The sequence below is a fragment of the Aquimarina sp. AWH4_224 genome, assembly GCF_056160245.1.
The window spans coordinates 559,192-573,472 of the sequence record NZ_JBSWWU010000001.1 but is presented as its reverse complement, the minus strand read 5'-3'; the positions used below and the strand labels follow the sequence as shown (position 1 = coordinate 573,472).

The 14,281-nt window shown below is 36.5% G+C and carries 15 protein-coding genes; 9 read left to right on the top strand and 6 right to left on the bottom strand.

Annotated features, from left to right (window positions below; translation table 11 throughout):
• Positions 1 to 34: 34 nt before the first annotated feature.
• Positions 35 to 664, top strand: a complete 630-nt coding sequence (locus ACXAGJ_RS02830; protein ID WP_474836926.1) for a CatA-like O-acetyltransferase — start codon at positions 35 to 37, stop codon at positions 662 to 664.
• A 13-nt stretch (positions 665 to 677) separates the two neighbouring features.
• A complete protein-coding gene (locus ACXAGJ_RS02825) occupies positions 678 to 1,160 on the top strand; it encodes a hypothetical protein (protein WP_474836924.1) in 483 nt (160 codons plus the stop codon).
• A 129-nt stretch (positions 1,161 to 1,289) separates the two neighbouring features.
• On the opposite strand, the gene ACXAGJ_RS02820 is transcribed toward ACXAGJ_RS02825, so the two are convergent.
• The 3 genes from ACXAGJ_RS02820 to ACXAGJ_RS02810 all read right to left on the bottom strand — a co-directional run bounded on the left by ACXAGJ_RS02820 (position 1,290) and on the right by ACXAGJ_RS02810 (position 3,679).
• Positions 1,290 to 1,892 carry a pseudouridine synthase gene (locus ACXAGJ_RS02820; protein ID WP_474836922.1) on the bottom strand — a complete coding sequence of 201 codons (603 nt, stop codon included), beginning with the start codon at positions 1,890 to 1,892 and terminating at the stop codon, positions 1,290 to 1,292.
• Between the two features lie 91 nt (positions 1,893 to 1,983).
• Positions 1,984 to 2,784, bottom strand: a complete 801-nt coding sequence (locus ACXAGJ_RS02815) for an MBL fold metallo-hydrolase (RefSeq protein WP_474836920.1) — start codon at positions 2,782 to 2,784, stop codon at positions 1,984 to 1,986.
• 139 nt (positions 2,785 to 2,923) lie between these two features.
• Positions 2,924 to 3,679 carry a sulfite exporter TauE/SafE family protein gene (locus ACXAGJ_RS02810; protein ID WP_474836918.1) on the bottom strand — a complete coding sequence of 252 codons (756 nt, stop codon included), beginning with the start codon at positions 3,677 to 3,679 and terminating at the stop codon, positions 2,924 to 2,926.
• 154 nt (positions 3,680 to 3,833) lie between these two features.
• Between ACXAGJ_RS02810 and ACXAGJ_RS02805 the strand changes: the two genes are divergently transcribed.
• Positions 3,834 to 5,567 carry a SulP family inorganic anion transporter gene (locus ACXAGJ_RS02805; RefSeq protein WP_474837127.1) on the top strand — a complete coding sequence of 578 codons (1,734 nt, stop codon included), beginning with the start codon at positions 3,834 to 3,836 and terminating at the stop codon, positions 5,565 to 5,567.
• Positions 5,568 to 5,579: 12 nt separating this feature from the next.
• Here the strand turns inward: ACXAGJ_RS02805 and ACXAGJ_RS02800 are convergent, their stop codons facing one another.
• Positions 5,580 to 6,548, bottom strand: coding sequence for a carboxypeptidase-like regulatory domain-containing protein (locus ACXAGJ_RS02800; protein WP_474836916.1), 969 nt, complete (start codon positions 6,546 to 6,548; stop codon positions 5,580 to 5,582).
• A gap of 382 nt (positions 6,549 to 6,930) precedes the next feature.
• On the opposite strand from ACXAGJ_RS02800, the gene ACXAGJ_RS02795 reads away from it, so the two are divergent.
• The 3 genes from ACXAGJ_RS02795 (at position 6,931) to ACXAGJ_RS02785 (ending at position 9,430) form a co-directional block, all read left to right on the top strand.
• Positions 6,931 to 7,254 carry a helix-turn-helix domain-containing protein gene (locus tag ACXAGJ_RS02795; RefSeq protein ID WP_170864545.1) on the top strand — a complete coding sequence of 108 codons (324 nt, stop codon included), beginning with the start codon at positions 6,931 to 6,933 and terminating at the stop codon, positions 7,252 to 7,254.
• Entirely contained in the window at positions 7,248 to 8,534 is a 1,287-nt protein-coding gene (locus ACXAGJ_RS02790; protein WP_474836914.1) for a type II toxin-antitoxin system HipA family toxin, read from the top strand. The genes ACXAGJ_RS02795 and ACXAGJ_RS02790 overlap by 7 nt, the downstream gene beginning before the upstream one ends.
• Positions 8,535 to 8,596: 62 nt before the next feature.
• Complete coding sequence (locus tag ACXAGJ_RS02785; protein WP_474836912.1) at positions 8,597 to 9,430, top strand: DMT family transporter; 834 nt, start codon at positions 8,597 to 8,599, stop codon at positions 9,428 to 9,430.
• Positions 9,431 to 9,433: 3 nt separating this feature from the next.
• On the opposite strand, the gene ACXAGJ_RS02780 is transcribed toward ACXAGJ_RS02785, so the two are convergent.
• Together ACXAGJ_RS02780 and ACXAGJ_RS02775 are read right to left on the bottom strand one after the other, a co-directional pair.
• Positions 9,434 to 9,685 carry a hypothetical protein gene (locus ACXAGJ_RS02780; RefSeq protein ID WP_073313983.1) on the bottom strand — a complete coding sequence of 84 codons (252 nt, stop codon included), beginning with the start codon at positions 9,683 to 9,685 and terminating at the stop codon, positions 9,434 to 9,436.
• Positions 9,686 to 9,870: 185 nt separating this feature from the next.
• The gene (locus tag ACXAGJ_RS02775; protein WP_474837125.1) at positions 9,871 to 10,161 is read right to left on the bottom strand and encodes a hypothetical protein; all 291 of its coding nucleotides are present in this window, start codon (positions 10,159 to 10,161) and stop codon (positions 9,871 to 9,873) included.
• Between the two features lie 161 nt (positions 10,162 to 10,322).
• On the opposite strand from ACXAGJ_RS02775, the gene ACXAGJ_RS02770 reads away from it, so the two are divergent.
• The 3 genes from ACXAGJ_RS02770 (at position 10,323) to ACXAGJ_RS02760 (ending at position 14,275) form a co-directional block, all read left to right on the top strand.
• The gene (locus ACXAGJ_RS02770) at positions 10,323 to 12,290 is read left to right on the top strand and encodes an adenylate/guanylate cyclase domain-containing protein (RefSeq protein WP_474836910.1); all 1,968 of its coding nucleotides are present in this window, start codon (positions 10,323 to 10,325) and stop codon (positions 12,288 to 12,290) included.
• An 8-nt stretch (positions 12,291 to 12,298) separates the two neighbouring features.
• A complete protein-coding gene (gene sthA, locus ACXAGJ_RS02765) occupies positions 12,299 to 13,729 on the top strand; it encodes a Si-specific NAD(P)(+) transhydrogenase (RefSeq protein WP_474836908.1) in 1,431 nt (476 codons plus the stop codon).
• Between the two features lie 183 nt (positions 13,730 to 13,912).
• A complete protein-coding gene (locus tag ACXAGJ_RS02760) occupies positions 13,913 to 14,275 on the top strand; it encodes a hypothetical protein (RefSeq protein WP_139241906.1) in 363 nt (120 codons plus the stop codon).
• The last annotated feature ends 6 nt before the right edge of the window (positions 14,276 to 14,281 follow it).

Sequence of the window (14,281 nt, the reverse complement as noted above, 5' to 3'; positions counted from 1 at the left end):
GTACAATGAATTCCTTTGAAAACCAATACAACCAATGAAAAAGGTAATCGATCTCGACCAATGGAACCGAAAAGAACATTTTGAATTCTTTAATGGTTTTGATGAGCCATTTTTCGGGATTACTACAACAGTAGATTTTACCAAAGGATACCAAAAGATCAAGGATTTTGGATACCCTTATTTTTTATTCTATTTACATAAATCATTGCAGGCTGCAAATGCCATCGAACCCTTTCGATATCGAATAGAAGAAAACCAGGTGGTTTTGTATGATACCATACATGCATCTCCTACGATAGGACGAGAGGATCATACGTTTGGGTTCTCATTTTTGGAGTATACTAAAGATTTTGATCGTTTTGTGGAAATGGCAAAACTAGAGATTACTGAGGTACAGAATAGTAAAGGGTTACGGCATATTGATTCAACTAAGAGAATGGATGCAATTCATTATTCCTCTATACCTTGGTACAATTTTACAGGGCTTACGCATGCTCGACACTTTAAATATAAGGATAGCGTTCCAAAGATCTCATTTGGAAAGTATACCAAGAAGCATGGTGAAATGATTCTACCCATAGCAGTAAATGTGCATCATGGGTTAATGGATGGATATCATCTAGGGGAATATCTGGAAGAGTTTCAACGTCTGTTAAACGATTAAAAGTTAATCACCTATGAGTGGAGAGGCGGGAGCAGGAGCATCATCTACCTATTTTAGGATTTTTTATTCTTCCGGGATGACCGTAAGCATTGCGATGCCCCCAAACCCCGAAGAAGATCCTCACTATATTGCCAACTATTTTAAAGAAGCAGATAAACCTTTTGAGCAGAAATTAGAGGAAGTACTGCCAAAATTAGAGGGAGTGATGTTACATCTCATCGAGGAGTTGAATTTTCCAATAGCAGTTTTTGATCCGGATGCTGATCATTTTCCTGGAATAATCATAGAGGATACAGATGAATTCAAACCTAATCCCAATGAAGAAGAAGAAGCGTCAAACCGATTTCAGAATACGAATTCTTGTGTTGGTTGGATTAGCTTCAATTTTATGACGCCTTTGTTTACCAAAATCACTTTATCTCTTACGGTAAACAAACAAATCAGTAGATCACAGTTAAATGTAATCAAAGCACATTTCCGGGAGCATTTTTGTTAAGTTTTTACCATTTCTAGTATTTAGGATTTTTATAGCATAGTACAAGGTTGTTTTTTAGGAAAAAAAATGTCTGTATCCGTCTTGTTAATGTGTGTCAAAGAGATGATCAATAGTATACGGTTCACTAGATCATATATAAGAGGGTAAATCTTCCATTTGTTTTACTTCTCCAATGCCCATATCGTTTAGATAAATATCTCCAACTCGAATTCGTACCAGCCTTAATGTAGGATATCCGACAGCCGACGTCATTTTTCGTACTTGTCTAAATTTTCCTTCAGTAAGGGTAATACTTACCCAGCTCGTTGGTCCATGTCTATCATCTCTTATTTTTTTGGAACGTTCTGGGAAATTAGGAATATCAAATAGTTTAAAGGCTTTACAGGGTTTTGTTATGTATTTTTTACCATTGAAACCTATTTCTACACCTTTTTGTAATTGTTGGATAGCCTCTTTTGTAATGTCTCCATTTACCTGTGCATAGTACTCCTTTTCAACATTTCCGCTACAGATAGCGTTAGAGACTTTGCCATCAGTAGTTAGTAATAGTAAACCTTCAGATTTTTCGTCAAGTCTGCCTATGGCCATGGTGCCAAGTGGGAAATCGTGTAACTCTCCTAATAGCTTTTTGCTGTTCTGTTTTTGTCCGTTATTCACAAACTGACTTAGATATCCAAAAGGTTTGTATATCGCAAAATGGAAGTGTTGTTCTATTCCGGAATTGATATCCATTGATTGTTTTTGTTACTAGAAGTTTTCGCACAATTAGAGAGAAAAACTTTGTGCAAAGAAAATCATTCTTATCAAATAGACAATTTTATATTCAATCCTGCTCAGGATACCAATCTAATTGTACAATTTCTATATCCGGATCTTTGGATACAAGAGAGATGAACTTATTGACATCACTAAAGCCGTTTGCGCCGCGATAATGGTAAGGGTACACTTCTTTAGGTTTGAATTCTAACACGGCATCTGCAGCGCTTTCTACAGTCATGGTGTAGGGGAGATTCATACAAACAAAAGCTTTGTCTATAAACCTTAGAGCCCTCATCTCTGGGATATCTTCAGTGTCACCAGAAAAATACACCCGTTCTTTACCCAACGTAATGATATATCCGTTACCTCTTCCTTTGGGGTGGAACTTTAGGGCTTCTTGTCTCAAATTATACATAGGGATGGCTTCAATAGGAATCCCTTGCACTTCTTTGGTTTCTCCGTTATTCAATATGATCAATCTATCGGTATATTCTGCAGGGAGACGTTCACCAACAGCCTGTGGAACGACCATTTCAGTTGTAGAAAGATCCAGGCTATCCAGGGTATCAATATTCATGTGATCTTCATGTATATCAGTAATCAACACAATATCCGCTGTCTTTTTTCCTTCAAAAGCTTTAGGTCCACCATTAGGATCGATGTAGATAGTCTTGCCTTTCCATTCCAAAATAGCAGTGGCATGTCCTATAGGATCTATTTTGATGTCACTCTCTTTTTTTACAGGTTCTTGAGTAGGGGCTTCCTGAAAATCACTGTCATTTACAACTTCAGTATCTTCATTTTTTTGAGATTTACAACTTATAATTACAAGGCAAATAATTATGCATTGACATAAAGTTTTCATTTTAAGACGATTTTGTGTATTACGAGTATAAGATACGTATAAAGAGTGCTAAAACAAAGAAACTCCTTCTTGTTAGACAAGGTAAAAGGGAGAACTTTATAGACAATGAGATCTATAAAAAAATGAAATTTAATAGAGTTTAACTGTCTATCCAAAGCTTTATAGCCATGGCAATCACCATAATGATCAAAAATACTTTGACCAAGCCATCACCTTTGTTTACAGCCCATCTACTTGCCACCCAACCACCTATTGCATTCCCAATTGCCAAAATAAATCCATATAGAAAATCAATTTGTTGGTTATAAATGAATATAGCCAAAGCTCCGATGGTGTATATAGAAACGACCAGTACCTTAATGGCGTTTGATTTCACAAGACTTAGATGATTGATTGAACTCAATGCCAATAAAATAAATATACCAACTCCAGCTTGTATAAATCCTCCATAGATCCCAATAAAAAAGAAAGCTAAAACCGAAAGCCATAAATGTTTTCCTTGGATTCTATCTATAAGGTCTTCAGTCTTTACTTTGGGTTTAAAAACCATAAAAACAACTACAAAAACCATCACAATGGCTAGAATCTTATTAAACACATCACCTTTGATATCTATAGCTATTTGCGCTCCAATAATAGAACCTATTAATGCAGAAAGACCAAGGTATACTCCAAAAAGAGAAGGTTTGATGCCCTTACTTTTAAATCCTGCCATCGAAGTTATACATTGAATAAATATCCCGATACGATTGGTCCCATTAGCAACAGCAGGAGGGAGCCCCATAAAGATTAACATAGGTAGGGTTAGTAAGGACCCTCCACCAGCAATGGTGTTGATCACTCCGGCAACAAAACCAATACCAGCTAAGAGAAAAAGTAAAAGTGTGTCGTTCATAAGGAAATGAAGAATGTTTGGTGTGTTAGATATTTCCAAAAATAGCTATTTCAAAAAAATGTGAGAACCAAAAGAAAATCTTTGTGATAAATTCTTAACTGTTGTAGATTTACCATATCAATAAACACGTACTACAGTTAAAGCTTTACACAAAATAATTCCATTTCTTCAAACCTTTAAAAACGGTCAATACAAATCTGCAATTTTTCGATCTGATGCTATTGCCGGAATAACGGTAGGTGTAGTTTTGATTCCTCAAGCGATTGCTTATGCATTGTTGATGGGAGTGCCACCAATCTATGGGTTGTATGCCTGTTTGGTGCCGTTAATCATCTATGCGTTATTAGGAACTTCTAAACAGCTAAGTATTGGTCCTGTTGCAGTTACTGCAATTTTGGTAATGAGCGGAGTAAGCGAGCTGGCAGAGCCTTTTTCAGAACACTTTGTAAGTCTAGTTCTTTTTCTAGGGCTTTTAATAGGGATTACCCAGATACTGATGAGTCTACTGCGAATGGGATTTTTGGTTAACTTGATTTCCCAACCTGTGATTTCTGGCTTTATCTCGGCTGCAGCCATAATAATTATCGTATCACAATTAGAAGAAAGTCTAGGGATGTCTATTCCTGATGTAAAACATACGTATCAAACCGTAAGTTATGCTTTAGTACACCTGAGCGAAATAGAGTGGATCACCTTCGGAATGTGCTTATTTTCGATTCTGGCGATTATGTTACTTAAAAAATGGAAGAGATCCTTTCCCGGAGCTTTATTGATGCTTTTGATTACTACTTTGGCGACCTATTTTTTAGGATTGCATGACAAAGGAGTTTCAGTAATCAAAGAGGTCCCCAGTGGATTGCCTTCATTTCAAATTCCTCCTATGAGTTATGAAGATATGATGGCACTAATTCCTAGTGTCTTGACTGTTACTTTTATTGGGTATGTAGGGAGTATAGGGATTGCCAAATCTATGGAGATGAAGAATAGAGATCATGTAGTACGACCCAATCAAGAACTTTTTGCTTTGGGAATGGCTAAGGTGATCGGCGCTTTTTTTCTTGCGGTACCTTCTTCTGGGAGTTATAGTAGAACTGCAATTAATGACGAAGCCGGAGCTAAAACTACGATTTCCTCGATGATAGCTGCATTGATGGTGGTGCTATCGCTATTGTTTCTTACGCAATTCTTTTACTACATTCCAAAATCCGTATTGGCCGCCATTATTTTGGTTTCGGTTTTTGGTTTGATCAATGTTAGCGAAGCTAAGTATTTATATCAGGTTAAGAGGAGAGACTTTTTTGTAATGATGATCACTTTTGTGGGTACTTTGGTATTTGGTGTAGAAAACGGGATTTTTATAGGAGTGATCCTTTCTTTTGTTTTTCTGCAGTATTACAGCTCTAGGCCTCATATAGCAGAGTTGGTAAATATCCCTGGCACCACTTATTATCGCAACGTAAATCGATTTCCTGAGGCAAAACGTTCAGAAGAATATATGATCATACGATTTGATAATCAACTATATTTTGGAAATGCTGGGTTTTTTAAAGATGCAATTCAGTCTTATGTTTCCAAAAGGGATGTTATGCCCAAATTTTTGATTTTGGACAATACCAATATGCATGATATGGATAGTACAGGATTACATGTGTTTGAGGATATTCATGAATATCTCGAAGGGCAGGGGATTCAATTATTAATAGCTGGAACAATCGGTCCTGTGCGAGACTTTTTGAAAAGATCTGGATTTACCGATAAATTGGGTAAGAATCATCATTACTTAAACATATCTGATGCCGTAGCTCATGCAGAGCATAGAACATTACAGGAAAAGAGTAGGGAAGTAGCGGTGCAATTTAATGAGAAAAGAAGGTCGTTTCTAGATTAGCTTCAATGTATACTACTCATCTTCGTAGAGATGCAGTTTAAGCCCCATTCCATAATTCATATCATTATTTTTGATCAGATTATTATTAGCGCTGTACTTTTCATCGAATCGTTGCCAAGTGCGGTTTTTGTAAAATATCCTTCTGGTAAATGTTTTATATCCTTCAATTTTGTCGGTAAATGGAAGTAACGGTCTAAACGTAGTAGAAACCTTTACCATTCCTTTGCGCGTTTCAACCTCGTGATATTTCTTAGTCTGTTGCAAAATGCCTTCTTTATCGGTATACCCTAAAACTTGAATAGAAATGAAGATACCATCCTTAGGGATATAAATTTTATATTCTGAAATGTTCAGTTCAAAATTAGGTTTATCTTGGTCAGTTACCCTAAAGATAATGTCTTCATAGGTAAGGTGCTTACCAGGTACACCGTTATCATTGGCATAAAACTGCATTTTGAACAAAGTAGAAAACCGTTGATTTCTGGTAGCATTTTTATTCGAAGATTCTACTTTAACCGGCAGGTATACCGAAGCTATTTTTGTGGATTTTTCTGGATTTCTCGGGAAAAACACAGCAATTTCTGATTCTACCGTAGGCAGCCAACATCTAAAGTAGTCTTTATGCACCTCAGCACTGATCTTTTTGGTTTTGTATTTTCTTTTTCTCTCGGCAACCACAACGACTTCCTTCAACTCAGATACATCTTGTGTCAGAAATATCTTTTTGGGCATGTTGTTGGTAGAAAGCGCTAGTTCTTTATATCCCATGGCAGAGATATATAAAGAATCGATATCTGGATACCATTTTTTAGAAAACATGAAATTACCATTCGCATCAGCAAAAGTACCGTTACCATTTCCAAAAGATATCGTGGCATACGAAATAGGGGAGCTCTGCTCCGAATCCAAAACTTTATGGATTTGGGAATAGGTGAGAATAGGAGTCAAAAAAAGCAGCAGAATAACAATCAGCTTTTTCATAATAGTGATTCGGGGGATTACAGTAGCGAAGGTAATAAATATTATGATAACCGTTAAATGTTGCTTGTTTATATACTGTTTTTGTTATAACTGTAATTTATATAAAATAATGATAAACAATATATTGTGTGTTCTTATTTAAAGTGTTTTGATAGGTATTTTATTTGCGTTTGTTAGCATATGATTATAATATTTCATTTTAATTATGTTTTTAAGGTATATTTTGGTATACATTAATAATTTAATGTTATTTTAAAATATATTTAGTTATACTTTGTTATATTTGTATTGAACTTTTGTCTAAAGTATATTTTTTTATACTTTGAAGTTTAAAATTGATTGTATTGTATATTATGGTATATTTTATTGAGTTGTTATGAATATGAATAATTTATCAGATGAGCAGGTGTTAATAGAGCTTACTCAACGTATAAAACAGAAACGATTAAATCTTAATATCACCCAAGATGAGCTTTCAAAAAGAGCAGGTGTTCATGTGCAGACCATCAAAAATTTTGAATCTGGAAAGACTACTACGCTACTTACCTTTGTTCAAATATTGCGTGCCTTTGGAGATTTGGAAGCCTTAAATAAGTTACTCCCCGTTCCAGGTGTTAGCCCAATTGAGTTGTTAAAACTAAAGGGCAAAGAGCGAGAAAGAGCTTCTCGAAGTAATAAACCTAAAAATGACGATACATCATGGTAGATGTTATTAAGATCACCTTATGGGGAAATGAATTAGGCGCATTAAGCTGGGATAAAACCAGAAACTTTGGATCTTTTGAGTTTTTTCCTTCGTTTTTGTCGAAAAACTTAGATGTTTCGCCCATACATATGCCTTTACAAACCTCTACAAATAGAATATACAGTTTTCCCAACCTAAACCAGGAAACCTATCGCGGTTTGCCGGGAATGTTGTCTGATGTATTACCAGACGACTTCGGAAATCGGTTAATTGACCAATGGTTGGCATTGAATAATATTCCAAAATCAGAGTTTACCCCTTTGGATCGTTTGTGTTATATCGGTACAAGAGGAATGGGAGCTTTGGAGTTTCAACCGGCAAAAAATATTGGTAAAGCGAAGACAACGGTGCTGGAAGTTGATAAATTAACGGGTCTGGCAGAAAAAATATTAAATACCAGAGAAAAGCTACAACTCAACCTGTCAGAAACCGAACATCTTAATGAGTTGATCAAAGTAGGTACATCTGCTGGAGGACAACGTGCCAAGGCGATTATTGCTTTCAATGATAAAACTAATGAAATACGATCGGGGCAAACCAAAGCACCGGATGGTTTTGAACACTATATATTTAAGTTTGATGGAGTAAACGATGCCGCCTTGGGAGATCCTCAAGGATATGGTAGAATAGAGTATGCATACTACTTGATGGCACTAGATTGCGGTATAGAGATGGAAAAATCTCTGCTTTTTGAAGAAAACGACCGTGCACACTTTATGACCAGACGATTTGATCGTGTAGGGAATGATCAAAAGATGCATATGCAGACCTTATGCTCTTTAGCACATTTTGATTATAAGTCTCCTGGGGCATATTCTTACGAAAATGCTTTTGAGATCATGCGTCAATTACGATTACCTCATACGGATGCTATTCAACTGTATAAAAGAATGCTGTTTAATGTTATAGCCCGTAATCAAGATGATCATACCAAGAACATATCCTTTCTAATGGATCAGGAAGGTACATGGCGACTCTCACCGGCATATGATATCACCTATTCTTATAATCCTGTTGGAATCTGGACAAGTATGCACCAAATGTCCATCAATGGTAAAAGAGATGATTTTGTTTTGGAAGATCTTATCGCTGTAGGGGATAAGATAAGCTATAAAGGAAGCAGAGAAGCAATTGCACAAATCAAAGAGGTGATATCACGATGGAATGAGTATGCCGAAAAAGCTGGGATTCCTGAGAACCAGGCGAATAGATTGAAAAAGGTGTTTAGGCTTGATTTGTAAACCATAAAATCTACCCAAAAAGCAGGTATAATCTTTTTTGAAGGTGTATTTTTACTTCCCGTATGAAGAAAGCTATCTATTTTATGCTCCTCAGCGCTGTGTCTTTTACAGTAATGAATTTGTTCGTAAAATACTTAGCACACTACGGTAGTGGACAGCTAGTGTTATTTAGGGCCTTTGGGTCCCTCTTTTTTACGATGAGCTATCTGTTATGGCATAAAATACCCATTCTGGGAAATCAAAAGGTGTTATTGATATCACGAGGACTTGCCGGGGTTACTTCTATGGGGTTGTTTTTTATGTCGGTAAATTACCTTCCTATTGGTTCTGCAGTATCTTTGCGGTACTTATCGCCAATCTTCGCTACAATTCTTGCAGTTATTTTCTTAAAAGAGCACGTAAAGCATGTGCAATGGCTATTTTTCTTAATGGCGTTTTCGGGAGTGCTAATGATCAAGGGCTTTGACCCTAATATCGATTCTTTCGGGTTTGTATTGATTATGATTTCAGCGTTTTTTAGTGGAATTGTATATGTGCTGATCAGTAAAATAGGACAAAGAGATCACCCTGTGGTTATTGTTAATTACTTTATGTGGATCTCGGTCTTGGTAGGAGGGGTATTATCCATTTTTGATTGGACGACACCAAAAGGTATTGAATGGGTGTTACTGTTAAGCTTAGGGGTTTTTGGATACTTCGGACAGTTGTTTATGACAAAGGCATTCCAGTCCCAGGCAACCAATAAAGTAGTATCTCTAAAGTACGTAGAGGTACTTTTTACAATGGTAGCCGGAGTTTTTTGGTTCGGAGACCAATATCCGGTTCTAAGTCTGGTAGGAACCCTATTGGTGGTTACCGGACTTATACTTAATATTTGGTACAGGAAAAAGAACTAAGGGTTAAGAGAAGTCTTCTCTTAGGTAAAATAGCATCTTGGACTTATCACTAAAGCTTTTTATAGTCATAATCTCTCCGTTAAGCTTGTTATAAATAACTTCAGCAAATAAGAGGTCTACATAAAAAATACTGTAATAAAAGTCGCGGTTGCGATCGTTGATCGTGAATAGATGGATTCCTCTATCCCAAATGTCTTTGTATTTAACGTCTAAATGTCGAGCATTGAACTGTTGCTCAAGAGTAATTTTTTGCATAAGCAGGTATATTTTGATTTAAGGGATGATGAAATTACGGAAAAACCGTAAAAAATCCAAATCAATTTTATAGAATTCTTAACAATATTTTATTGAATAAAAGTCACTTAGCTTGTAAAAACTTAACATAGAAACCTCGTGATAAGTTTGCTTAAGGGAGGATTATTCGTTAGATTTATGTAGTTCTAAAGGCTTAAGGAAGTCAGAAAATCTATGTGGAGGAAGGTAAAATATAAAATTGCCGTGTGGATCAGTTGATCCATGCCCAGTATTGGAAAGAAAATCCTGGGTTTTTCACTGTATTTTGCGGCTAATTTACTAGTAAAAAAATCGGTGATCCCATGGAGTACTCCATTGACCAATGTGTAGAGAATTGCTGTTTTGATGTCGAAGATCCAGATGCAGAAAAAAAGAAGAACAGCAGTATACACCAGAGTATGAATAGAGAGCCATTTTAGGTGCTGACTTTTACCCATAGCCATTTTTGAGGACTGAAATACATAATCCCCCATCCAATGAGCCACTAATAATAGACCAAAATTCATAATCAAAAGATACCAATATCGGATCTGATAACCTAATCAATGCTGAAATAATTAGGGATTATGATTACATAAAACATAAATGACGGTTTACTATGTTTCGAACCTTTAGACATCGTTTGTTATTTTGGTTTCTGGTTTTTATCACCTTTAGTTTGCTGATAATAACGTTGTCATTTACGTATATCAACAAAAGAGAACAAATCCTTTCGCGTACCAAAGAAATTGAACGCTCCTATGCATTGTTGCTTAAAAGTGTGAAGGCACAACAGGATTTTTTTAGTTATGAGACCAAAAGTCAAAGGTTTTTTAGAACAGGGGATAGTGAATACCTGAATTATTACTTGAAACTACTAGACAGCACCCGATATGGTTTAGAACAAATTGATTTTTCAAAAGAGCATGAGTTAAATCAGGTCATCGGCGAAATAAAATCAGATATCACTCGGATAGATTCTATTTTCTTGGATCTTATTGTTCAAATTCAAGCCAGAGGATATAAGGATCATAATCTGGAAGGTTCTATGCGAAGAGACGCACATTGGCTCGAACGTGCACCAGAAATTCCCACCAAAGACGTACTCTATCTTAGACGGCATGAAAAGGATTATATCATCAGAAATGAGAAAAGTTATGTATCCAGATTCAGAAGAAGAATAAGAGATATTCGAACACGAATTTCCCAACGCCCAATTTCTAGGAAACGAAAAGAAGAAATTCTGTTTTATTTGGATAGTTACCAGCGCAAGTTCTTGCAATTAGTAGATCTGGACGAACGTATAGGGATTAGGGATAATTCAGGACTTAAAGAGCTGTTGGATAATGAAATAAATGTAGCAGAAATTAACTTCAACTATATTATTGACCTTACCAAACAATGGGAACAAAACGAATTTAGACGCCTCACCTGGTATTTTATCATTATCACCTTGGTTTTGGTAGGAGGTAGCGTTTTCATTAGTACCTACATTTCGAAAAAGATAACCCGACCACTCACCGAACTTACCAATCACATCACTCGGTTTGTAGATAGTAAATTTACACTCGAGTCTGAACATCCAATGGTGCGTACAGAAGACGAAATCGGTAAATTAACCCGTAACTTCTCTTTTTTGAAGGATGAAGTGATTTCAAGATTGAAATTTTTTAAGCAAAAAGTAGACGAACGTACCGAGGAACTGGCCAATGCCAATAAAAGATTGTTACGACTAAGTGAAGCCAATAGTCGTTTTGTACCCCAGGAGTTCCTGAATAACTTAGGTAGAAAGAGTATAGAAGAAGTCATGCTGGGAGACCAGGTGGAACGAGAAATGACCATCGTTTTTTCAGATATCCGTGAGTTTACCAAAATCTCGGAAAGCCTAAGTCCGCAAGAGAATTTTGACTTTATTAATGCTTATCTTAACGGAGTAGTGCCCATCATCAGATCCAATGGTGGTTTTATTGATAAGTTTATTGGGGACTCGGTAATGGCCTTATTTCCCAAAAATCCCGACAATGCTATCAAAACAGTATTCGAATTTGATGCTTTCCTCAAGGATTTTAACCTTAAGCTGAAAAAAGAAAACAAACCCGCCATCCAGATTGGTACGGGTATACATACAGGGAACTTGATTTTGGGAACGATAGGACATGATCACCGTTTGGAAACGACGGTTATTTCTGATGCAGTAAACACAGCTTCTCGGGTAGAAGGGTTAACCAAATTCTATCATGCAAAAACTATTGGTACCGAAGCTACCATTTCGAAGCTAAAAAAACCTGAAGCATTTCAGTATCGATTTTTGGATAAAGTACGGGTAAAAGGAAAAACCAAGACCTTGTCGGTTTATGAGTTTTTATCTCCTTCTGAAACCAAAAAAATAGCTTATCTGGAGGAGTACAATCAAGCAGTACAGTTAATCGAACAAAGTAAAATAAAGGAAGCCACTGCCTTGTTTGCAAAGATACTAGAGCAAAATCCAGATGATGGAGCAGCCAGAATCTTCTATGAGAAATGCAATAATTACATCAATAGAGACACCCCCTCTTGGGATGAAATTACAAATATGATTACCAAATAAATCGCGATATGAAAAAGTTTGACCTTGTTGTTATCGGTTCTGGGCCTGCCGGAGAAAAAGCAGCTGCAAAAGCTGCCTATTTTGGATACAAAGTAGCCCTAATCGAAAAAGAGATAAAATACGGAGGAGCAGGTGTACAAACAGGAACCTTGCCCTCAAAAACTTTGAAAGAAACAGCACTCTACCTTTCCGGGATTTATCAAAAAGGAGTGTTTGGTGTGGATAAGGAAGTAGGTCGAGAAACTGGAGTTCATGACTTTTTGTACCGTAAAAATGTGGTGACCAATCATATGCACAAAACGGTAGGACACAATTTGGAAAAGCATGGAATACAGGTGTTTGAAGGGTACGGAAGTTTTCAAGATCAAAATCATATTAAAATATCAGGAGCTATAGAAGAAATCATCTACGGAAAGTTTATTCTGGTAGCCACTGGATCCTATCCTTATCATCCAGAAAATATTCCATTTGACAACAAGCGTATTTTGGATTCGGATACGGTATTAAACATCAAGCATTTCCCAAAGTCTATCTGTGTTTTGGGAGCCGGGGTAATCGGTTGCGAATATGCCACCATCTTTGGAGCTATGGGAGTCAAAACCTTTATCGTTAATGATAGAAATAAAATCTTAGGGTTCCTGGATGCTGAAGTTTCAGAGTCATTAGTGGATCAGATGCGGAAAAACGATATCAAGATCTTGTTTAATAATTCGATTGTAGATTATGAAATACCCGATGATGATGAAAAACCCTTGCGTTTAACCTTGAAGTCTGGCGAGATTCTGAATGTAGATATGTTTCTGTTTGCTGCAGGAAGGAGCGGACGTATCAAAGGCCTGAATTGCGATCGAATTGGTCTTAAAACAGGGAAAAGAGAAACCATTTTGGTAAATGATAAATTTCAAACCAACATTCCAAATATCTATGCGGTTGGAGATGTCATTGGCTTTCCTGCATTGGCCAGTACGAGTATGGAGCAGGGTAGGATAGCGATTACCCATATGTTTGATACTGCAGATTTACCTTCATTAACCGATGTATTTCCTTATGGTATATATACCGTGCCTGAAGTTTCTATGGTAGGTGTTACCGAAGAACAAGCGATTGCACAAAAAATAGAATATAGTGTAGGTTATAGTTTTTTTAGAGATACGGCAAGAGGAATGATTATGGGAGATACCGATAACGGGTATCTTAAACTGATTTTTGATCGAAATACCAAAGTTATCCTCGGCGTACACATTATTGGTTATATCGCAACAGAGCTCATCCACTATGGGATGGAATTGGTGCGAGAAAAGAAGACGTTGGATAATATCATCAGTACGGTATTTAATTATCCTACGCTACATAATCTGTATAAGTACGCTAGTTATGATGGTCTAGGAAATCTGGCAGGGAAGAAAATCAAAAAAGCTGGAGAATTGATCAAAGAGTGATCTTTTCTTTTTATACCCTAATCTCTCGATGAAAAATTTAAGAATTAGGGGTGTTTCCCCTTTTTATATGATTTGATTTCTTGTTATTTTTATCAACGATACTCCGCATTTATAATCGTCATATGCACCTTTCTTTGAGAAGAGGGGATAGTTCGTTGTTTTTAAAACTAAATAACCATGTATATGACACCGTCAAAAGCTTCAAAAAGGCTACCGATGTTTCTGGCAGCTGCACTTCTATTTTTATGTTTTTCATGCTATTCGGTAAAGATAGTAGGGGTAAATAGTGTACCCAATCCAGATCCGAATAATGATAGTGATGATGGATATCGCAACCAACGCGTAATTGTTCTGGATACCATTGTTAAGTCGGGAGTAATTACGGATGGAATAGGTCTCAAAACACAAAGAGAGGGTTGTGCCTCTGGGGAGCTACATTCCGTAGAGTATAAAAACACTTTTGGAGGATCCTTATTATACCTTGTCACTTTTGGGAGTAAGCGTAAAGTAAGGATCAAATATGTATGTGCAAAAACCGAAAACTAAATTCAC